This window comes from Paractinoplanes atraurantiacus, from assembly GCF_900215205.1.
GTDB classification, from domain to species: domain Bacteria; phylum Actinomycetota; class Actinomycetes; order Mycobacteriales; family Micromonosporaceae; genus Actinoplanes; species Actinoplanes atraurantiacus.
The window spans coordinates 212,939-233,349 of the sequence record NZ_OBDY01000007.1 but is presented as its reverse complement, the minus strand read 5'-3'; the positions used below and the strand labels follow the sequence as shown (position 1 = coordinate 233,349).

The 20,411-nt window shown below is 70.7% G+C and carries 18 protein-coding genes; 12 read left to right on the top strand and 6 right to left on the bottom strand.

The features are described 5' to 3' along the window. Positions 1-2: 2 nt before the first annotated feature. Positions 3-1,154: an acyl-CoA dehydrogenase family protein gene (locus tag CRP55_RS18930; RefSeq protein WP_097321409.1), complete on the bottom strand. Its 1,152-nt coding sequence runs from the start codon at positions 1,152-1,154 to the stop codon at positions 3-5. Positions 1,155-1,208: 54 nt separating this feature from the next. Here CRP55_RS18930 and CRP55_RS18925 point away from each other — a divergent pair, with 54 nt between their 5' ends. Together CRP55_RS18925 and CRP55_RS56240 are read left to right on the top strand one after the other, a co-directional pair. Further along, the gene (locus CRP55_RS18925) at positions 1,209-2,117 is read left to right on the top strand and encodes a 5'-3' exonuclease (RefSeq protein WP_097321408.1); all 909 of its coding nucleotides are present in this window, start codon (positions 1,209-1,211) and stop codon (positions 2,115-2,117) included. Between the two features lie 316 nt (positions 2,118-2,433). Continuing rightward, positions 2,434-2,844, top strand: coding sequence for a phosphotransferase (locus CRP55_RS56240; protein WP_143234727.1), 411 nt, complete (start codon positions 2,434-2,436; stop codon positions 2,842-2,844). Here the strand turns inward: CRP55_RS56240 and CRP55_RS18920 are convergent. Beyond that, on the bottom strand, positions 2,801-6,511 hold the full coding sequence (locus CRP55_RS18920; RefSeq protein ID WP_179855243.1) for an nSTAND1 domain-containing NTPase: 3,711 nt from the start codon (positions 6,509-6,511) through the stop codon (positions 2,801-2,803). The two genes, CRP55_RS56240 and CRP55_RS18920, sit on opposite strands and share 44 nt — an antisense overlap. A 302-nt stretch (positions 6,512-6,813) precedes the next feature. On the opposite strand from CRP55_RS18920, the gene CRP55_RS18915 reads away from it, so the two are divergent. Continuing rightward, positions 6,814-7,341: a ricin-type beta-trefoil lectin domain protein gene (locus CRP55_RS18915; protein ID WP_097321406.1), complete on the top strand. Its 528-nt coding sequence runs from the start codon at positions 6,814-6,816 to the stop codon at positions 7,339-7,341. On the opposite strand, the gene CRP55_RS52180 is transcribed toward CRP55_RS18915, so the two are convergent. The 3 genes from CRP55_RS52180 to CRP55_RS18905 all read right to left on the bottom strand — a co-directional run bounded on the left by CRP55_RS52180 (position 7,338) and on the right by CRP55_RS18905 (position 9,132). After that, a complete protein-coding gene (locus CRP55_RS52180) occupies positions 7,338-7,745 on the bottom strand; it encodes a hypothetical protein (RefSeq protein WP_143234725.1) in 408 nt (135 codons plus the stop codon). The two genes, CRP55_RS18915 and CRP55_RS52180, sit on opposite strands and share 4 nt — an antisense overlap. 185 nt (positions 7,746-7,930) lie before the next feature. After that, entirely contained in the window at positions 7,931-8,407 is a 477-nt protein-coding gene (locus CRP55_RS18910) for an NUDIX domain-containing protein (protein ID WP_097321543.1), read from the bottom strand. Then, complete coding sequence (locus CRP55_RS18905; RefSeq protein WP_097321405.1) at positions 8,404-9,132, bottom strand: class I SAM-dependent methyltransferase; 729 nt, start codon at positions 9,130-9,132, stop codon at positions 8,404-8,406. Before CRP55_RS18905 ends, CRP55_RS18910 begins: the two co-directional genes overlap by 4 nt. A gap of 217 nt (positions 9,133-9,349) precedes the next feature. On the opposite strand from CRP55_RS18905, the gene CRP55_RS18900 reads away from it, so the two are divergent. Next, positions 9,350-9,541 (top strand): CsbD family protein, encoded by a 192-nt coding sequence (locus CRP55_RS18900; RefSeq protein ID WP_097321404.1) that lies wholly within the window; start codon positions 9,350-9,352, stop codon positions 9,539-9,541. 78 nt (positions 9,542-9,619) lie between these two features. Here CRP55_RS18900 and CRP55_RS18895 read toward each other — a convergent pair whose 3' ends face one another. Further along, positions 9,620-10,990, bottom strand: a complete 1,371-nt coding sequence (locus CRP55_RS18895) for a KamA family radical SAM protein (RefSeq protein ID WP_438865801.1) — start codon at positions 10,988-10,990, stop codon at positions 9,620-9,622. Between the two features lie 112 nt (positions 10,991-11,102). Here CRP55_RS18895 and kdd point away from each other — a divergent pair, with 112 nt between their 5' ends. From kdd to CRP55_RS18855, 8 genes are all read left to right on the top strand, one after another. Then, a complete protein-coding gene (gene kdd / locus CRP55_RS18890; protein ID WP_097321542.1) occupies positions 11,103-12,125 on the top strand; it encodes an L-erythro-3,5-diaminohexanoate dehydrogenase in 1,023 nt (340 codons plus the stop codon). Positions 12,126-12,160: 35 nt separating this feature from the next. Beyond that, positions 12,161-13,687, top strand: coding sequence for an amidohydrolase (locus tag CRP55_RS18885; RefSeq protein WP_245923153.1), 1,527 nt, complete (start codon positions 12,161-12,163; stop codon positions 13,685-13,687). Positions 13,688-13,690: 3 nt separating this feature from the next. Continuing rightward, on the top strand, positions 13,691-15,247 hold the full coding sequence (gene kamD / locus CRP55_RS18880; protein ID WP_097321401.1) for a lysine 5,6-aminomutase subunit alpha: 1,557 nt from the start codon (positions 13,691-13,693) through the stop codon (positions 15,245-15,247). Further along, the gene (kamE, locus tag CRP55_RS18875; protein WP_097321400.1) at positions 15,244-15,978 is read left to right on the top strand and encodes a lysine 5,6-aminomutase subunit beta; all 735 of its coding nucleotides are present in this window, start codon (positions 15,244-15,246) and stop codon (positions 15,976-15,978) included. Before kamD ends, kamE begins: the two co-directional genes overlap by 4 nt. Continuing rightward, a complete protein-coding gene (gene kal / locus CRP55_RS18870; protein ID WP_097321399.1) occupies positions 15,975-16,340 on the top strand; it encodes a 3-aminobutyryl-CoA ammonia lyase in 366 nt (121 codons plus the stop codon). The genes kamE and kal overlap by 4 nt, the downstream gene beginning before the upstream one ends. After that, positions 16,337-17,572: a glutamate mutase L gene (locus tag CRP55_RS18865; RefSeq protein ID WP_097321398.1), complete on the top strand. Its 1,236-nt coding sequence runs from the start codon at positions 16,337-16,339 to the stop codon at positions 17,570-17,572. The genes kal and CRP55_RS18865 overlap by 4 nt, the downstream gene beginning before the upstream one ends. A 451-nt stretch (positions 17,573-18,023) precedes the next feature. After that, complete coding sequence (lnt, locus tag CRP55_RS18860; RefSeq protein ID WP_097321397.1) at positions 18,024-19,613, top strand: apolipoprotein N-acyltransferase; 1,590 nt, start codon at positions 18,024-18,026, stop codon at positions 19,611-19,613. Then, on the top strand, positions 19,610-20,398 hold the full coding sequence (locus CRP55_RS18855; RefSeq protein ID WP_097321396.1) for a polyprenol monophosphomannose synthase: 789 nt from the start codon (positions 19,610-19,612) through the stop codon (positions 20,396-20,398). The genes lnt and CRP55_RS18855 overlap by 4 nt, the downstream gene beginning before the upstream one ends. Positions 20,399-20,411: the final 13 nt, after the last annotated feature.

The window sequence follows — 20,411 nt, the reverse complement described above, 5'->3', positions numbered from 1 at the left end:
GGCTAACTCCGTACCGGATGAGTTAAAGAGCGACTGATCACCAAGCGCTGGATCTGGTTGGTGCCCTCGACGATCTGCAGCACCTTCGCCTCGCGGAACCAGCGCTCGGCCGGATGATCGGCGACATAGCCGGCGCCGCCCAGCACCTGGACCGCATCGGTGGTGACGCGCATGGCCGTGTCGGTGGCGAACAGCTTGGCCTTGGCCGCCTCGATCGAGAAGGGACGGCCGGCGTCCTTCAGACGGGCCGCGTGCAGCAGCAGAGCCCGGGCGGCGGAGATCTGCGTGGCCATGTCGGCCAGCATGAAACCGACGCCCTGGAAGTCGCCGATGGGGCGGCCGAACTGGACGCGCTCCTGGGCGTACGAGGTGGCGTAGTCGAGGGCGGCCTGGGCCAGGCCGACGGCGCAGGCGGCGATGCCGAGGCGGCCGGCGTCGAGGGCCTCCATGGCGATGGTGAAGCCGATGCCCTCGGCGCCGACCAGGCGGTCGGCGGGCACATGACAGCCGTCGAAGACGATCTGGGCGGGAGCCGACGAGCGCAGGCCCATGGTGCGCTCGGGTTTCTGCGGCTGGAGGCCGGGAGTGCCGGCGTCGGCGATCACGCAGGAGATGCCCTTGGGGCCGGGGCCGCCGGTGCGGCAGAAGACGTTGTAGAAGTCGGCGTGACCGGCGTGGGTGATCCAGGCTTTCGTGCCGTCGAGCCGCCAGCCGTCGCCGTCGGGGACCGCCCGGGTCAGCAGCGAGGCGGCGTCGGAGCCGCCTTGGGGCTCGGAGAGGCAGTACGCGCCGAGCAGCTCGCCGCCGAGCATGTCGGGCAGGGACTTGCGCTGGCGTTCACTGCCGTGCGCGAACACCGGATAACACGACAGGGTGTGCACGCTGACCGACTCGGCGATGGCCAGCCACGAGCCGGCCAGGATCTCCAGGACCTGGACATAGACCTCGTACGGCTGGGCGGCGCCACCCACCTCCTCGGGGTAGGGCAGCCCGAGCAGGCCGGAGCGGCCGAGCGTGCGCAGCACGTCGCGGGGGAACTCGCCGCGGGCCTCGAAATCGGCCGCCTTGCCGGCCAGCTCGCGGGTGGCGAGCTCGCGGGTCAGGTCGAGCAGATCGTGGGCCTCGGGCGTGGGCAGGAGCCGGTCTACCGTCACATCCGCCAGCTTAACTAACGTTAACTAAGGTGCGCGATACCCTATGGTGTCCTCGTGAAGCCTCTGCTCGCGGTCGACGCCCCCAGCCTCTACTTTCGCGCCTTCCACGGCATTCCGGAGAAGGCGGCGCAGACCAGCGCCGGCGAGCCGGTCAACGCGATCCGCGGCTTCCTCGACATGCTGGCCCAGCTGATCCGCACCAGGCACCCCGATCGGGTGGTCTGCGCGCTCGACGCGAGCTGGCGGCCCGCCTGGCGGGTGGCGCTCGTGCCGTCGTACAAGAAGCACCGGGTCGCCCACGGCGACGTCGAGGAGGTACCGGCCTCGCTCGAGCGCCAGGTCCCGATCCTGCTGGAGACCCTGGCCGCGGTGGGCATTCCCGCCTTCGGCGTCGAGGGGTACGAGGCGGACGACGTGCTGGGCACCCTGGCGGCCACCCAGCCGGCCCCGGTCGAGGTCGTCTCCGGCGACCGCGACCTGTTCCAGTTGGTCGACGATTCACGTGAAACGCGGCTTTTGTACTGCGGGCGCGGCGTGGCGAAACTCGAGGACGCCGACAACGCCCTGGTCGAGACGAAATACGGCGTGCCCGCCCGCTGGTACGCCGACTTCGCGGCCATGCGCGGCGACCCGAGCGACGGCCTGCCCGGCGTCCCCGGCGTCGGCGAGAAGACAGCGGCCCGGCTGATCAACCGCTACGGCGGCGTGACCGAGATCCTGGCCGCCCTCGACGACCCCGCGGCCGGCTTCGCCCCCGGCCTCAAGACAAAACTGGCCGGCGCCCGGGAGTACCTCGACAAGGCACTGCCGGTGTGCAAGGTCGCCCTCGACGTGAAGCTCCCCGACTTCGACCCGGCCATGCCCCGCGCCCCGAAGGACCCGGACGCGCTGCTGGCTTTGGCCGAGCGCTGGAACCTGGCCGGCTCGGCCCGGCGGTTGGTGGACGCCCTTGCCGCGGGCTGAAGCTCGCCGGTGAGCATACGGATCTGCGGATGGAAAGCGTTTGATCATCTCGGCGGAGCGCGTTCACTCTTTCACGCAGCGGCTTTCTCCGGAACTGGCATCCGGCCCTGCCGTTCCTGAAGCGAATGATCCCAGGGAATGGCGCCATTGATGGAAGCGCCCGCGGCTCGCTTCGGGCGGCGAGAACGCTTGCCCGGTTCGCGGCAACGCTCGATTCTGGACGGCGCGCCTACCCCAAGGCCCACGACAGCCCCGGAGAGCCACACCCGACTGATGGACTCCGTCTGCGCGGCCCGGCAAGACGTTCCGGCCGGTCATGACCGGCCGGAACGCACAGGCGGCACGCGACCGGGGCGTTGGGCGTGTTGACGGCGCGAGCTTCTCGCGTACGCGACCGATGTCGCACGGTGACTTGCACATCCGCAACCTCGTCGCCGGCGGAGAGACGACGACGGTGCTCGGCTGGGGAACGGCGGGAGCGGCGCCACTCGGCGCCGACCTGGCCCATCTCGCGCTGAGCACCGGCGCGGACCTGCTCGATGCCCTGTTCGGCCGGGCCGGGAACCGAGTTCGCCCTCTTGATGACGTTCGTGTCGCCGATGATCAAGCGGTCAGCAAGCACTCGGCGGTATTGGTATCACGTCGATATACCGACTATCGAGCGGCAGGTGAACGCTGGGGGCCTATTCGGGTTCGCGTAGGTATTTCGCGCGCTCTTCCGGGGTGAAGTTTCGGGTGGTGCGCTGCGCGGCCAGTGCGATGACCTCGTCGATGGGCCCGCACACCTCGCATGGCATGAAGCGGAAGGTCGCTCCGACCAGGGTGATGAGTTGGCGTCCGTCGGCGCTGAAGGCGAGTTCGCTCGCGTCGGCGGGTTGGTCCAAGGTCAGGGCTTCGCCGCTGCCGTCGGTGTTCCACAGGCGTACCACGCCGTCCGTGCCGACGTCGGCGATCAGCTTGCCGTCGGGGCTGAAGCTGATCGCCGCGGTCTGCCCGACCGTGCCGGTGAGCACGACCGGGTCGTCGTCCCCGGCGACGGTCCAGACCCGGATCATTCCATCGTCGCCCGCGACGGCCAGCAGCCGTCCATCCGGGCTGAACCGGACGCGATCGGCGCTCCCGCTGTGGCCCTTCAGCGTCCGCACCAACCGGCCGGTCGCCGGATCCCACAGCACCACATCCCGCGGATCCCGGAACAGTGCCACCAGGGTGGCGTCCCGGTTGATCGCGATCGGCCCGAACCCGTCGATCCGGCCGGCGACCTGCCGCTCGCCGGCCCGCCAGACGCGGATCTCGCCATCGCCGCAGGCGGCGGCGAGCACCCGCCCATCGTCACTCAAGGCGACCTCATTGGTGGTTGGCGCGCTCCGGCGTCGGCACTCAAGGACCGCCGGTCTGTCGTCTGTCGTCCGCCGCCACCAGCGAATCTGCTCGGTGTCGAGGGTCGCGGCCGCGACGCTGCGCCCGCCCGCGCTGACGGCGGGAAACATCCGGCCCGAGGGGACGGTGCGCAGTGTCGTCATGTGCTGCGGCGTACGGGTGGGGAAGACGGAGATGGTGCCGGACTCGGTGGTCGCCGCCATGAAGCTCCCGTCATCGCTGAGCATCTGACCCCCGGGCGCGCGACGCGGGAGGGTGGCCGTTGCGGGAGCGGCGGCAGTGCTGTCCCAGACGCGCACGGTGGCGTCGTCGCTGCCGGAGACCAGCCGGCGGCCGTCCGGGCTGAACGCCAGATCCTGCACGCTGCCGCGGTGGCCGCGCAGCGCCACGCCGCGCTCCGCCGGGCCGGGTGTGCTGTCGGAGACGTCCCAGATCCGGATGGTTCGCTCGCTCGTGCCCGCGGCGATGTGGCGGCCGTCCGGGCTGAACGCCACGCTGGTGTACCAGAGTTCCGGGCCGTGGTAGATCTGCGGTCCGGTGCGCCCGGCGAGGGACCAGATCGTGACGTTCTCGTACCCGCCGACCGCGATCCTGCGGCCGTCGGGGCTGATGGCCACGGCGTCGGGAGGGACCGCCGCCGGCTGACGGATCACGACGGGCGGAGCCGTCCCGCCGACGTCCCAGATCCGGATGGTGCCGTCGTCCGAGACGAGGGCCAGACGCCCACCCGGACCGAAGGCGAGGTCGAACGCGACTCCCGTGTAGGGCAGCGCCCTTCGCGACCCGTCCCGCGTGGTGTCCCAGACGTAAACGTGCCCATCGGCGCTGCAAGCGGCGACCCAGCGGCCGTCCGGGCTGTACGCCAAGCGTGACACGTCGGCGAGCGCCGGCGGGTTCAGCGGCCGTGGCGGGCCCCCGGAGTCCGGTCGCCACAGCACGACCCGGCCGCTCAAATGTGCGATCGCCAGTGATCCGTCCGGGCCAAAATCGACCGAAATGCCAGGAACGGGAGCGCTGATTGCTGGAGCACGGCCCTGCAGATCCCACACCTTGACCACGCCGGACGTGTCCGCGCTGGCGGCCCGGGAGCCGCTGACAGCAACCGAATAGACCTCCGCGTCGTGCGCCTCCATCGTCAACGTCGAGCGCGCGTCGGCCGTGGCCTGGCGCAGCACCGACTCGGTCTGGTCGTCCGGATGAAGCCGGTACGCCCGCGAGGCGAGCAGCAGCGCCAGGTCGGGATCGGTCATCCGCTCGGCCCGCGCGCCGGCCGCCAGTTCCCTCGCCACGGCCCGGTCCCGTTCGGCCCCGGCTCGGTCCCGCTCGGTCGCGGCACGCCGCGCGGCCACGGCCGCCCCGGTCGCGAGCACGCAGACGACGGTCAGGACCGCGAAAAGCCCGGCGAACAACCGGCGCGTGCGACGCTGACGCAGCCGCGCCTCACGGTCCCGCAACGCGAGGCCGGCCTCCAGAAACTCTCCTTCCACGCCGGCCACGTCGATGACTTTCGCGTCCGCCGCGTCCGCGGTGGTGGACAACCGCAGCCCTCGATAGAGAGCGCCCTCGTCGCGGCCTAGCGACTCCCAGGCTGCGGCCGCCTCGGTGAGCTGGCGGTGCAGGCGCAGTCCGGCCCGGCTCTCCTCGACCCAGTCGCGCAGCCGCGGCCACGCCCGGATCAGGGCCTCATGCGCGATCTCCACAGTGTCCCGGCCGGTGCTCACCAGCCGGGCGGCCGCGAACGCCTCGATCACCGCCGGCGCCGACTCGATCGTCTCCAACTCGGCACGACTCAACCGCCGACGGATGATCAACCCGTCCGGTCCGACATCGACCATCCGCAGCACCACCCGCTGGGCGACGAGGCGTTCCTGGCCGGACAGGCGCTCGTACGCCTCCTCGGCGGTGTGTGCGACCGCGCCGGCCAGACCTCCGGCAGCTTGATAGCCGGCCAGGGTGACCAGCGAGCCCTGGCGGCGGTGCCACGCCTCCCGCATCGCGTGCGCGGCCAGCGGCAACCCACCCGGCGAGTCGCTGACCTCCGCGACGATCGTGGCAACCAGCGCACCCTCCACCCGGGCACCGCGCCGCTCCGCCGGCTTGGTCACCGCCTCGCGCAGCTCGGCCGGGCTCATTCCGCCGATCAGCACCTGCGCGTCGGCCAGCGCGGCCAGCAATTCGGGGTGCTCGGTGAACCGGGTGTAGTGATCGGCGCGTACCGCCAGCACCACCCGGGCCCGGCCGTCCGGTTCCCGGCACATCGCCACCAGCGCGGCCATGAAATCTGCCCGCTCGCCCGGATCCACACCGCTCGCGAACACTTCCTCGAACTGATCCACCACTACCAGAAGATCACCATCCTCCGGCCCGTGGGGCAGACCATGCCGGACCATCAGCGACGCCCGCGCCGGATCCTGACGTAGCTCGTCGAGCAGCCCACCGGCCGGCACGCCGGCGTGCCGGGCCAGGTGCAGCGCCAGCTCCGCCAACGGATGGGCCCCCGGCATGAACACCAGTGCCGGCCCGCCTGCGGCCGGGACCAGCCCCGCTCGCATCAGCGACGACTTACCCACCCCGGACGGGCCAAACACCGCCAGGAAACGCCGCTGCCGCAGGCGGCGCACCAGTTCGTCCACCAGTACGGCGCGGCCGAAGAACAGTCCGGCGTCCTGCGTCTTGAACGACGCCAACCCCAGGTACGGCGACCGCCCCCGCCCGTTCGCCTCAGTGCCCGGATCGGCGGTCGGCGCCATGCTCAGACGCTCGGCCTCCCGCCAGCGCCGCTCCCACTCCTCACGATCACCGTTACACGCGGCAACATACGCAAGCGTCACCTCCAGCGTCGGCAGCCGCCGTCCCGACGCCGCCGCGGACAGCGTCGCCACCGAGTAGTTCACCCGCGCGGCCATCTGCCGGTAACCCGGCTTACCCGCCTTCTCCCGCAACTCCCGCAGCCCGGCCGCCAGTCGCGCCACCGGGCCGTCCAAGCCGTCCAACGGTCGCTCGGGCCTCGGCATCCCCCGACCTCCCCGCACCCCCACGACGTTCATCGCTCGTCATCAATTGTCTCCGCGTTGTCCAGAGTTGTTTGTCTGACGACCCCGGTCAGGGGCCTGACAACGCTCAAGCCGCTAAACAGGACCGGGTCAGCCAGGCGGTCCGGCACGAAATCCGACACGGGCGGCGCCGGCCCACCCGTGGCTGACACCCCGACACCCTCACCGAAAGGAGGGCAGGGGACAGCACGAACCGAACAGGTGGCAGGCAACAGAGTCCCGAAGAACAACATCGACCCAGTTTGCGAAAGGACAGAATTGACATGAAAGCCCTGAGAAGCATCGGCGCGCTCGGCGTCGTGATGATCGTCGCCGTCGCCAGTCTCATGCTGGGCGCCGCACCGGCGTCCGCTGCCGGAGACACACGCTACGAGAACGTGGGAAACCCCGGCTGGTGCCTCGACGGCAACGAGGAAAAACTCGCCTACCTCCACCGGTGCGGCTCTGCTTACCAGGTCTGGCGAGTCGGGGACTCGGGCAGGATGCAACTGACGCACAAGGTCACCGGCGACTGCCTCAAGGTCATGCCGACGCTGAAAGTGGGCCTCGGTACCTGCGGCGAGACGGGCACCACCTGGTACGCGTACGGCCGAGCAGACCTCGGCTGGGTCAAATTCGTCAACTACGAGCGGACCTACCCCGGCACGTGCCTCCAGCCCACCGGAACGTCGACAGGGGGACTGCCCAAATACGATCTCATCGTGAACTTGTGCGACCCCACTCGTCCCAACGCCGACCCCAGCGACGTCTACGGTAACGTCCCGAATATCGTCGCCTGGCGGTTCGGTTAGAGTCTGATGCCGCGCTCGCTGCCGCGGGCAAGGACGACGGCTCGCACACCTCGACGTCGCCACAAATCAACCAGCCGACCAGGTCCCTTGGTGCGCCGTCGCCGAGCCGGCGAAGTCCGCCCGCGCCGGTAGACGAGGTAGCTACCGGCGTCGGAGCGGGTCGGGGCCGAGCAAACGCAGGTAGACGTCGAGCCACCCGGCGAGGCGAGCGTGTCGGACGCCGTGCTCACTGGCGGCGGCGCGTTCGCCTCCGCCTTGGAGAGTGTCGGGTTAGTGCCGGTCAGCTCCTCCAAGATCGGATTAAGTGCCGCCGAGGAGAAGATCCTATGCACCGCCTTGCCGGAGAACGACAGCCGCAGCGAGAACAACATGCGGATCACCGGCTCGCCCTGCAGGTTGATCACGATCAGGCGGCGACGAGGACGTACTCGACCGCCGGCGACGTGCACAGCGGGGTGGCGGCGCGCCTCGGCGGCGATGGCGCGACCGGCCCGGTGCTGACTGGACCGCCAGTCGGCGCAGCGCCGGGCACGGGAGTTCGCGACGCCGATGACGGTGACGAAGCGAGGAGAGCTGGTCTGGGGCCGGGTCAGGCCTCGAGGGTGATCGGCTGGGCCGGCACGCCGTTGGTGAGTAGGGCGGTCAGTGGTGTGATGAGGCCGCCGGGGCCGAAGACGTCGGGGCCGCGGTAGGCGGCGATCTCCGGGACCGTCCACCAGCGGAGCTCGGTGATGTTCTCGGCGGCCAGCTGGGCGTCGGTGAGCGTGCCGCGCGGTGTGAACTTCTCGGTCCGTACGAGGAAATAGTCCTGGATCGCTCCGTCGTAACCCCGTATGTAGGCCGGGTCCATGACCACGCGGTGCCACACGTGTGGTGGTGTGGTGTCCAGGGTGTAGCCCACCTCCTCCAGCAGCTCGCGGCGCAGCGCCTCGAGGTGGGTCTCGCCGGGCTCGATCTTGCCGCCGGGCAGGGCCCACACGGCGCGGGCGGGGGTGAGGTGGCGGCAGAGCAGGATGTGGTCGTCGCCGCTGAGCAGCAGGGCGCGGACGGCCGGGCGCAGTCTCATGACGCGGGCAGCCAGGCTCGGGCGCATTCGGTGATGTACGGGAGCCGGAACTCCGTGCGGCCGACCAGGTCGGGGTGGGTGGCGATCAGTTTGCGGACCTCGCTGAGCAGGGCCGCGCGCTCGTCGGGGGCCAGCAGGATCACATAGCTGCGGGACGCCACCATGTCGATGAGGCGTTCCGGGCCGATCAGGTCGGTCCATTCGAAGCGTTCGATCTCGGCCGGGCCGAAGGGGGCGCCGATCGTGGTGTCGCGGTCGTTCTCGGGGCTGTTGATGATCTCGCCGAGGCGGCGGACCCAGTCGGCGCGCTCGTCGCGCAGGTTCCACAGCAGGCCCAGCCGGCCGCCGGGGGACAGGACGCGGGCGATCTCGGGGGCGGCCTGGGCCGGCTCGACCCAGTGCCAGGCCTGTGCCACCAGCACGACGTCGGCCGAGTGGTCGGGCAGCGGGATCCGCTCGGCGCTGCCCAGCAGGGCCGGCACGCCCGGCACCGACTTGCGCAGCTGCGACAGCATGCCCTCAGACGGGTCGACCGCGGTGACCGGCAGCCCGCGTTCGCGCACCTGCCGGGTCAGTTTGCCCGTGCCGGCGCCCAGGTCGACCACGCGCGGCGTGCCGGGCGGCAGAAGCCAGTCGAGAGCGCTTGAGGGGTACGAGGGCCGGCCGTGCTCGTAGAGGTCAGCGACGGGACCAAACGACTGGGCATGTGCGGCGCGATCAGTCACAAAGGGATCTTATCTATCACAGTATCCTAGGATGCCCTACGCGAGGTGCGGCTCGTCATTCGGTCACGGCAAACCCAAAAAGGAATCAACGACATCCCCACTTGGATTTCGCGCGGAGGGCGCGGAGGCAGTGGGCGGGGCGAGAAGGGCCGGGTTTTGGAAACGGGGGACTTGGGCACCTTTGATGTCAGAACCGCACTACCACGGAGGTTGAACGATGAGCTTCACCGATAAGGTCAAGAACGAGGCCGAGGAGCTGACCGGCAAGGCCAAGCAGGCCGTGGGGCGGGCCACCGACAACGAGCGGCTCGTCGTCGAGGGTGAGGCGCAGGAGACGGCGGCGCACGCGAAGAAGGCGGGCGAGCACGTGAAGGACGCCGGCAAGGATGTTCGCGACGCCTTCCAGTGATCTGGACGCGGGACCGCAGCTTGCTGTGGGGTTCCGAAGGAGAACGGCCCCCGGGGTGATCCCCGGGGGCCGTTGCCGTCATGCCGTCTCGTTGGCCTGCTGTTTGCGCCACCAGTCCTGGCCGGACTCGGGCAGCGTGTCGATCGGGTCGTAGTAGGCGTAGAGCTTCGACAGGGCCTCGGCGTCGTCCTGTTCGATGGACGTGCGGTAGTTCTTCGTCCAGTACGAGATGCCGTGCTCGCGGTCGTACTCGGACACCATGTGCACCCAGCGCTTGCCGACGAACGGGACGTCGCAGACGATCCGCGGTGTCGCGTATCCGGGCAGGTAGCCCATCATGTCGTGTTGCAGCTGCTGTGCGTGCCAGACGGGCACGCGCCAGTGCTCGGCGTGCGGGATCATGTCGCACATGTAGAAGTAGTACGGCAGGATGCCGGCCTCGCCTTGCAGGGCGAAGCAGAGGTCGAGCAGGTCGGCCGTGGTGGCGTTGACCCCTCGCATGAGAACACCTTGATTGCGTACGTCGCGGACGCCGACTTCCAGGAGCATGTGTGCTGCCCGGGCGACGAGCGGGGTCAGCGAGTTCACGTGGTTGACGTGGGTGTGCACGGCCAGGTTGACGCCGCGGCGCTGGGCGGTGATGGCCACGCGGTGCAGGCCCTCGACGACGTCGTCCTGCAGCCAGTGCTGGGGCAGGCCCATCAGCGCCTTGGTGGCCAGCCGGATGTCGCGGACCGTCGGGACCGAGAGCAGGCCCATGAGGTACGTCTCTAGTTGCTTCCAGGGCACGTTGGCGACGTCGCCGCCGCTGACGACCACGTCACGGACGCCGGGGTGGGCTTTGAGGTAGTCGAGGTGGGCCTGGTAGCGGTCGACCGGCTTGAGGGTGAGTTTCAGTTTGTCGACGGTGGGGGTGCTGTTGCCGACGAGGTCCATGCGGGTGCAGTGACCGCAGTACTGCGGGCAGGTCGAGAGGAGCTCGGCCAGGACCTTGGTCGGGTAGCGGTGGGTGAGGCCCTCGGCGACCCACATGTCGTGCTCGTGCAGGGAGTCGCGGGTGGCGTGCGGGTGTGACGGCCAGTCGAGGTGGCGGTCGGTGGCGACGGGGATCATGTAGCGGCGGATCGGGTCGGCGTAGAACGCGTCCGTGGTGACCTCGCCGGTGGGCACCATGGTGTTGAGCATCTGGGGTGGCACCAGCATGGACATGGTGGCCAGGCGCTGCTGGTCGGTTTCGAGGTCGGTGTAGAAGCGCTCGTCGAGCAGGTCGCCCATGACGGCGCGCAGCTGCTTGATGTTTTTGACGCAGTTGACCCGCTGCCATTGGGCGGACTCCCACTGGGCGGTGGTGACGTCGCGCCAGCCGGGGAACCGGGTCCAGTCCGGCTCGATCAGGGGGCGGCGCTCATAGAGATAGGGCTGGACGTCCACCGGTGCCTCCTGATCGATCGTTTGACCGCTTCAACGTACAAGATGATTTTCGGTCTAGTGAAGGTCTGGCCGGAGGATTTACGGTATGGATACGTTCCGGGTTCCTTGATTTTTACGATGGGTGGGTGTGATGGGGTCTGTGGGACTCGATCGGGTGGTGGCGCCCGAGGGGGTGCTGCCGCAGGCGGCGTGGCGCCTGGACGCCCGTCCGGAGCTCGGCGCGGACGAGGTGCGGGTGCGGGTCGAGCGGCTCAATCTCGACGCGGCGAGCTTCCGGCAGTTGTCGGAGAAGCACGGCGGTGACGGCGCGAAGGTGCGGGCCGAGGTGCTCCAGATCGTCGGGACGCGCGGGAAGATGCACAACCCGGTGACCGGTTCGGGCGGCATGCTGATCGGTGTGGTCGACGCGGTGGGGCCGGAGTCGCCGCTGGGCGTGAAGCCGGGGGACCGGGTCGCGACGCTGGTGTCCCTGACGCTGACCCCACTGGTGATCACCGACGGCCTGAAGGACTGGGACGGCCTCAGCGAGCAGGTGCCGGCCGAGGGCACCGCGATTCTTTTCGGCCGTTCCATCGTCGGCGTCCTGCCGGACGATCTCGCGTCCGAGCTGGCTCTGGCGGTGTACGACGTGTGCGGTGCCCCCGCGCTGACCGACCGCGTTGTCCGTAAATATCCGGACAGCCCGACGGTGGCCGTCCTCGGCGGCGCCGGCAAGAGCGGCTCCCTGGCGCTGACCGCGGCCCGGCTCGCGGGAGCCCGTACTGTCGGAATTGTCCGCAACGAAGAAGAGCGGGCGAGCCTGAAGGATCTCGCCGACGCTGCCGTGATCGCCGATGCCCGCAACCCGGTCGAGGTGGCGGCAGCAGTCAAGAGCGCATTGAAAAGCGAAGCGACGATCACCGTCGTCTGCGTGGACGTGCCGGGCTGCGAGCACGGTGCGATTCTCGCCACGGCCGAGGGCGGCACGGTGATCTTCTTCTCGATGGCGACGAGCTTCTCGGCGGCCGCCCTGGGCGCGGAAGGCCTGGCCGCGGACGTGACGATGCTGATCGGCAACGGTTACGTCCCCGGGCACGCCGCGTTCGCGGTCGACCTGCTGCGCCGCGTCCCGGCGGTCCGGTCTCTCTTCGAGGCCCGCGTCGCGGGACACTAACGCCCATGACTGAGCTTTCCCGCGGCGGAAAACCCATGCCAAATCGAGTTGAGGTCCTCTACACCAACGGCCGCCTCTACTCACCCGCCGACCCCAGGGCCACCGCCCTGCTGGTCCGCGACGGCAAGATCTCCTGGCTGGGCGACAACGACGACGCCCCCAGCGCCGACCAGACCGTGGATCTCGACAACGCCCTGGTCACGCCCGCCTTCGTGGACGCGCATCTGCACGCCACGGACACGGGCCTGGCCGCCGAGGGCCTCGACCTGTCCGCGACCCGGTCGGCGGGCGAGCTGCTGGACGCGGTGGCCGCGTTCGCGAAGACGCGGGCCGCCGACGCGGTCGTGCACGGTCACGGCTGGGACGAGTCGACCTGGGGTGCCGAGCAGACGCCGCCGACCGCGGACGAGCTCGAGCGGGCCGCCGGCGGCCGCCGGGTCTACCTGTCGCAGGCCTCGGTGCATTCCGCCCTCGCCAGCGCCTCGCTGCTGGGCGCCGCGGAGGGCGAGCCCGGGTTCGACGCTTCCGGCTGGGTGCGGGAGCAGGCCCATCACGCCGTACGGGCGGTGGCGCTCGGTTCCCTGACGCCCGCCCAGCGTTCGCGGGCCCAGCGGGCCGCGCTGGAGCTGGCGGCGTCGAAGGGCATCGCCGCCGTGCACGAGTGCGGCGGCCCCGGCACCTCCAGCGAGGAGGACTTCGCGTCGGTGCTCGCCCTGTCGTCGAAGGGCCTGCCCGAGGTGTTCGGCTACTGGGGTGAGCTGGGCGCGGCCGAGAAGGCCCGCGACCTGGGTGCGGCCGGCGCCGCCGGTGACCTGTACGCGGACGGGGCGCTCGGATCCCGTACGGCCTCGGTCCGTGCGCCTTTCCTGGACGGTGACCACGGGCACGGCGAGGCGTTCCTGAGCGCCGAGCAGGCCGCCGAGCATCTGCTCGACTGTGTGCGGGCCGGTGTGCAGGGCGGTTTCCACGCGATCGGTGACGCCGCCATCGAGACCGTGCTGGAGGGTTTCGCCCTCGCGGCCAAGCAGATCGGCGTCGACGCGCTGCGTGAGGGCCGGCACCGGATCGAGCACGTCGAGCTGATCGACAAGGCGATGATCGCCCGGATGGTGGAGTTCGGGGTGATCGCCTCGGTGCAGCCGGTCTTCGACGCGCTGTGGGGCGGCCCGGACCGGATGTACGCGCAGCGCCTCGGCGTCGAGCGGGCGATGGCGTCGAACCCGATCGGCGCGATGCACGCGACCGGGGTGCTGCTGGCCTTCGGCTCCGACTCGCCGGTGACCGCGCTCGACCCGTGGGCGATGGTGCGGGCGGCGGTGGCCCCGCACAACCCGGTCTACCGGATGAGTGTGCGGGCGGCGTTCGCGGCGTCGTCGCGCGGCGGCTGGCGGGCGGCCGGTGTCGACGGGGTGGGTGTGCTGGCGCCGGGCGCGTCGGCCACGTTCGCGGTCTGGGACACCCCGGACGGCGTACGGGAAGGACTGCCGGTTTTGACCGGTGGGGGTGAGCCGGTGTGCCGGCGCACTGTTCTGCACGGCGAGACGATCTACGAAAAGGGATAAGGGATGGCGGGGAAGCTGGATCTGGATCCGCGGGTGGTGCGCGAGGCGCGCGCGCTCGCGGCGCGGGCGGGGCAGCCCGTGGTCGACCTCGCGCGCTCGCACACGACGGTGTCGGTGGAGCGGGCGGTGCTGCGCCTGGCCGGGGTGCGCGGGGCCGACTCGGACGGCATCCCCTGGGTGAACCGGCTCGTCGACGCGGTGCGCGCGGACGTGGGGCTCGAGCACGGCGTGGCCGTGCCCGTGTTCCACGCCATGCGCGGCACCGGCGTCGACGACATCACGGTGCTCGCGCAGAAGGCCGCCGCGGGGGCCGTACGCTTCGGCGTACCACCGAAGAAAGCGGAAGCCACCGCGGCCCGCAAGCTGGCGCGGAGGGCGACCAACGACGGCCTGAAGGTCATCGACCGGCGCCGGGCCGAACGCGACCGCCTGATCAAGCGGTACGGGGACCCGAAGCAGCGGCCGTGGATCTATCTGATCGTCGCCACCGGGGACATCCTGGAGGACATCCCGCAGGCCCAGGCGGCCGCGCGGGCCGGCGCCGACGTGATCGCGGTGATCCGCTCGACCGGGCAGTCGCTGCTCGACTACGTGCCCGAGGGCGCCACCCGGGAGGGTTTCGCCGGCACGTACGCGACGCAGGAGAACTTCCGGCTGATGCGGGCGGCGCTGGACGAGACGTCGAAGGAGCTGGGCCGCTACGTGCGGCTGACCAACTACGCGTCCGGGCTGTGCATGCCGGAGATCGCCGCGCTGGCCGGCCTGGAACGGCTCGACATGATGCTCAACGACTCGATGTACGGGATCCTGTTCCGCGACATCAACCCGATCCGCACCTTCGTCGACCAGCGGTTCAGCCGCCAGGTGCACGCCCGCGCCGGCATCATCATCAACACCGGCGAGGACAACTACCTGACCACGGCCGACGCGGTCGAGGCGGCCCACACGGTGACGGTGTCGCAGCTGCTCAACGAGTTCTTCGCGCACGAGGCCGGCCTGGAGAACTGGCAGCTCGGCCTGGGGCACGCCTTCGAGATCAACCCGGAGTTGCCGGAGTCGTTCCGCCTGGAGCTGGCGCACGCGCTGCTGGCCCGCGAGCTGTTCCCGGACGCCCCGCTGAAGTGGATGCCGCCGACCAAGCACATGACCGGCGACGTCTTCCGCGGCAACCTGCTCGACGGCTTCTTCAACCTGGTCGGCGCGCTGACCGGCCAGGGCATCCTGCTGGTCGGCATGATGACCGAGGCCGTGGTCACCCCGTGGCTGTCCGACCGCGACATCGCCCTGCAGAACGTGCGCTATGTGCTGACCGGCGCCGGCAACCTGCACGAGGACTTCGTGCCCGCCCCCGGCGGCTTCATCCAGCAGCGGGCCAACGCTGTGCTGGGCGAGGCCATCGACCTGCTCGCCAAGATCGTCGACGACACTCTGCTGACCGCCATCGCCGACGGCACCTTCGGCATCATGAAACGCCCCGCCGACCGCGGAAAGGGCCTGGACGGCGTGGCCAAGCACGCCGAGGACTACTACAACCCCGTGACGGAGGCCCTGGAAGCATGAGCATCGTTCGGCCCTACGGGGACACGACCGGGGACGGGATGGTGCAGCTGTCGTTCACGCTGCCCGTGCCGCATGACAAGCGGGCCGAAGGGGCCGCTGTGCAGTTGGCCAACAAGATGGGGATGGACCCGGCTCTGCTGGTGCACGCCAAGCCGATGGGGGACGGGTTCACGTTCTTCGTGGTCTACGGGCGGGTCAGCCATCTCGTCGACACCGATCAGGTGCAGGTGGTGGAGCGTGACTATCCGCTGCTGAGCGCCAAAGAGGTCAACGCGGTCATCAAGCGGCGGATGCGGCGGCGGCTCAACGTGGTAGGCGCCTGCATCGGCACCGACGCGCACACCGTGGGCATCGACGCCATCCTCAACCTCAAGGGGATCGCCGGGGAGAAGGGCCTGGAGTACTACCGGGAGCTGTCGGTGACCAACATGGGCGCCCAGGTGTCGGTGCCCGACCTGGTGGAGACGGCCCGCGCGCAGAAGGCCGACGCGGTGCTGGTGTCGCAGGTGGTCACCCAGCGCGACGCGCATCTGCAGAACACCCGGGCCATGTCGGCGGCGTTCCGTGAGGCGCTGCCGGCGGGCAAGCGGCCGCTGCTGATCGTGGGCGGGCCGCGCTTCGACGAGCTGATGGCGGCCGAGCTCGGCGTCGACCGGATCTTCGGGCGGGGCACCACACCCCGCGAGGTCGCCTCTTATCTCGTCCACGCGCTTATCGGGAGCCCCCATTGATCACTGTGACGCACCGGCGGTACGTGCCGTACTCGCACGCCCACTACGCCGGGAACCTGGTCGACGGCGCGTACTCGCTGGGGTTGTTCGGCGACGTGGCGACCGAGGTGTGCATCCAGCTCGACGGGGACGAGGGGCTGTTCGCCTCGTACGACGACGTGCAGTTCAAGGCGCCCGTGCAGGCCGGCGACGTCCTGGAGATCACGGCGACCGTGGTGAAGATGGGCACCCGTTCGCGGAAGATCGCGTTCGAGTCGCGGGTGGTCTGCCGGGGCACCGGCGGGTCGGGCGCGATGGTCCTCGAGACGCCGATCGTCGCCGTGTCCGCCACCGGGACGGTCGTCGTGCCGCCGAAGAATTGAGCGGCGCCGTCGCGTGCGTCGACGTCGGGTCGACGTACACCAAAGCCGCTCTGATCGATCTTCACGACGGCACCCTGGTGCGCCGGGCCGAGGTGCCGACAACGACCGCGAGCGACGTTCTGGCCGGGCTGGACGAGGCGGTCACGGCCGTCGGCGGCCTCGATTGCCCGTTGTACGTCTGCTCGTCCGCCGGCGGAGGTCTGCGGCTCGCCGTCGTCGGCTACGAGTCTCTGGTGACCGCCGAGGCCGGGCACCGGGTGGGTCTGTCGGCGGGCGCGCAGGTCGTGCATGTGGCGGCGGGCCGCCTGGCTGCTTCGGACATGTCGGATTTGCGCGCGTCCAGGCCCGACGTGATCCTGCTGGTCGGCGGCACCGACGGTGGCGACGGGGACACGCTGCTGCACAACGCCAAGCGGCTCGGAAACGCCCGGATCAAGGTGCCGGTGGTGGTGGCCGGCAACGCTGACGTGCGTGACGAGGCGGCGGCGCTGCTGTACGGCCCGGTGACCGTCGCTTCCAACGTGCTCCCGAGAATCGGCGTGCTCGACCCCGGCCCGGCCCGGGCGGCGATCCGCGACGTCTTCCTCCAGCACGTGATCGGCGGCAAGCGCCTGTCCAAGGGCAGACGCTTCACCGGCCTCGTGCGGGCCGCCACCCCCGACGCCGTGCTCGCCGGCGTCGAACTGCTCGCGGACGTCACCGGCGCCGGCGTCCTCGTCGTCGATGTCGGCGGCGCCACCACCGACGTCTATTCGGCCCTGCTGCCGGACGCGGAGAGCGAGTCCGGGCCCCGCCGGGACGTCGCGGGCACCCTGTGGCGTTCCCGGACCGTGGAGGGCGATCTGGGGGTCGCCGTCGGCGCCGCGGGCACGATCGCCGCGGCCGCCGCCGAGAAATTGGCACTAACGGATCCCGGTGACCGTGGGTTAGCCGCGGCGGCCGCCACGATCGCCCTGCGGCGGCACGCCCGCGGCCACTCGTCCGGTCCCGGTCAGCCCCGCACCGGGGGCCGCGACCTGCGCGACGTGCGCCTGGTGGTCGGCTCGGGCGGGGTGCTGCGGCACGGCGGCGGCGCATATGTGCTGGACGCGGTCCTGTCCGACACGGCCGGGGGCTGGGCCGCCCCGTCCGGGGCGCGCACGGTCGTCGACGGGCAGTACGTGCTGGCCGCCGCCGGCCTGCTCGCTAATGATCACCCTCACGTCGCGGCGGCCCTCGTGAACAGCCTGTAGCCCGATCAGGTACAGGGCATGACACGCCGGGGAACGCGACACGCCCGAGCCCGGGGGTGGCGGTTGACAGAGGGGCGGGTAGGCGACGTACCGTCGTCGAATCCTGAGCACGGCAGCGACTCTGTTCGCTCCGTTCCTCCGCCCACTGGCCCGCAGTCCTCGCAGGGGTCGCGCGTTCAGCCAGGTCCAGGGGGTGGGGGTCGGCGGGGCGGCGGCGGACCGGTCGCGACCGCGGTGGGGCAGGGGAGTGAGCGGCGCCAGTAGACAACGGCACGCCGGCGGGCAGCCAGCCCGGCGCGGGCCGGTCCGAAGGTGCCCGCGACCTCCGGCTGTTCCCACCGGCCGTGTGCGGGAGAGGAATCGGATGTGAGGCGCGGCCTTCCAGGGCCGCGCCTCTGTCCATCTGTAGGCCGTGCCGTTATCGGCTGCGGGTAGCCTCTCGCGGGTGGAGATGACGTTGCAGCCCCCGGCTGCGCCGCTGGTCACGGCGCACACCGACCCGCCACCGCCGATCCGGCGGAGGTACGCGTACGCGCTGGCCGTGCTCGCGGGTCTCGCGCTGCTCGTCGCCCTTCCCCCGTACGGCCTGTGGTGGCTCTCGCCGGCCGGTGTGGCCCTGCTGGCCGCGGCCACCCACCGCCGGCGTCTCGGCGGCGCCTTCGGCATGGGCTTCATCGCCGGGGCGGTGCTGTTCGTGCCGCTGCTCGACTGGACCCGCATCGCCGCCGGCTGGCTGCCGTGGATGCTGCTGTCGCTGGCCGAGGCCTGCTTCCTCGGCCTGACCGGTGTCGCCACGGCCTGGCTGTCGCCGCTGCTGGATCGCCGGCGGGCTTTGTGGCCGCCCGTGCTGGGCCTGCTGTGGGTGGCGCAGGAGGCGGCCCGTGACCGCGCCCCGTTCGGCGGGTTCCCGTGGGGGCGGCTCGCCTTCAGCCAGGATTCCTCTCCGGCGCTTCGGCTCGCGGCGTGGGGCGGCGCCCCGCTGGTCACCTTCGCCGTGGCGGCCGCCGGGGGCGCCCTGGTGGCTCTCGTGTGGCGACGGCGCTGGTCCTGGCACGCGGGCGGCTACGCGCTGGCTGTGGCCGCCCTGATCGCCGGGCCGCTGCTCGTGCCGGTGGCCAAGGCCGGCGGCCCCACCCAGACCGTCGCGGTCGTGCAGGGCAACGTGCCCCGCCTCGGCCTCGACTTCAACGCGCAGCGCCGGGCGGTGCTCGACAACCACGTACAGGCCACCAAGCAGCTCGCTCTCGACGTCGCCGCCGGCAAGGCGCCCAAGCCCGATCTGGTCGTCTGGCCGGAGAACTCCAGCGACATCGACCCGCTGCGCAACGCCGACGCCGCCCAGCAGATCTCCGACGCGGCCGACGCCATCGGCGCGCCCATCCTGGTCGGCACCGTGCTGCGCACCGACAAGCCGGCCGACATCAAGAACGCCGGCATCCTGTGGAACCCGGGCACCGGCCCCGACCTGGCCCAGGTGTACGTCAAACGCCACCCGGTGCCGTTCGCCGAGTACATGCCGCTGCGCTCGGTCGCCCGGTTCGTCTCCGACAAGGTCGACCTGGTCAAGAACATGCTCTCCGGCGACCACCCCGGCGTCATCCGATCGGGTGCCCTGAGCATCGGCGACGTCATCTGCTTCGAAGTGGCGTACGACGACATCGTCCGCGACACTGTGGTGGGCGGCGCGCAGGTGCTGGCCGTGCAGACCAACAACGCGACCTTCAACGAGGCCGAGGCCCGCCAGCAGCTGGCCATGGTGCGGTTGCGGGCCGTCGAGCACGGCCGGGAGGCGCTGATGGTGTCCACCGTCGGGGTGTCGGCGTTCGCCGGCACGGCCGGTCAGGTGTACGACTCCAGCGGCTTCAACGTCGGCGCGGTGATGGTGCGTGACATGCACGTGGGCGATACGACTACGCTGGCGACTCGTTTGGGCCATTGGCCCGAGATGGTCATGGTCGCTCTCGCGATCACGGCCCTGGCCGGTGTGCTGCCCCTGCGGCGCCGCCGGCGTATGACCAGCGACGATGCGGAGGCACGGTGAGCGAGGCGGAAGGCTACCCGGGGGTGGGGCGGGTCCTCGTGGTGATCCCGACCTACAACGAGGCGGACAACATCCGCCTGATCACCGAGCGGACCCGCCGTGCGGTCCCGTCGGTGGACATCCTCGTCGCCGATGACAACTCGCCCGACGGCACCGGCGCGATCGCCGACGAGATCTCGGCCGCCGACGATCACATCTTCGTGCTGCACCGGGCCGGCAAGGAGGGCCTGGGCGCCGCCTACAAGGCCGGTTTCGCCTGGGCCAAGAACAAGGGCTACGACGCGGTCGTCGAGATGGACGCCGACGGCTCGCACGCGCCCGAGGAGCTGCCGAAGCTGCTCGACGCGTTGCGCGACACCGACGCGGTGCTGGGCACCCGCTACATTCCGGGTGGCAGCGTGCACAACTGGCCGCTGCACCGGCTGCTGCTCTCGCGCGGCGGCAACATCTACATCAAGATGGCGCTGGGCATGCCGTTCCGGGACGCCACCGGCGGCTACCGGGCCTACCGGATGCCGGTGCTCGACGCGATCAACGTCGAGACGGTCGCCTCCACCGGCTACTCGTTCCAGGTCGAGCTGGCCTGGCGCTCGTACAAGGCGGGCTTCCGGATGGCCGAGGTGCCGATCACGTTCACCGAGCGCGAACACGGCGTCAGCAAGATGAGCGGCAACATCTTCAAGGAACAGCTGCTCAGGGTGACCCTGTGGGGCGTGCAGACCCGCCGGGAGGCGCTCAAGGCCCGGTTCGGCAAGAGCCGCCGCGAGGGTTCGACCTGGCCGTGACCGGGCGCGGGCG

Coding starts and splice junctions, on each gene's coding strand:
- CRP55_RS18910 (WP_097321543.1), bottom strand. CDS start 8,407: ATGAGACTGCGCCCGGCCGTCCGCGCCCTGCTGCTCAGCGGCGACGAC.
- CRP55_RS18920 (WP_179855243.1), bottom strand. CDS start 6,511: ATGCCGAGGCCCGAGCGACCGTTGGACGGCTTGGACGGCCCGGTGGCG.
- kamE (WP_097321400.1), top strand. CDS start 15,244: ATGAGCATCGTTCGGCCCTACGGGGACACGACCGGGGACGGGATGGTG.
- CRP55_RS18900 (WP_097321404.1), top strand. CDS start 9,350: ATGAGCTTCACCGATAAGGTCAAGAACGAGGCCGAGGAGCTGACCGGC.
- lnt (WP_097321397.1), top strand. CDS start 18,024: ATGACGTTGCAGCCCCCGGCTGCGCCGCTGGTCACGGCGCACACCGAC.
- CRP55_RS18915 (WP_097321406.1), top strand. CDS start 6,814: ATGAAAGCCCTGAGAAGCATCGGCGCGCTCGGCGTCGTGATGATCGTC.
- kamD (WP_097321401.1), top strand. CDS start 13,691: ATGGCGGGGAAGCTGGATCTGGATCCGCGGGTGGTGCGCGAGGCGCGC.
- CRP55_RS18885 (WP_245923153.1), top strand. CDS start 12,161: ATGCCAAATCGAGTTGAGGTCCTCTACACCAACGGCCGCCTCTACTCA.
- CRP55_RS56240 (WP_143234727.1), top strand. CDS start 2,434: ATGACCGGCCGGAACGCACAGGCGGCACGCGACCGGGGCGTTGGGCGT.
- kdd (WP_097321542.1), top strand. CDS start 11,103: ATGGGGTCTGTGGGACTCGATCGGGTGGTGGCGCCCGAGGGGGTGCTG.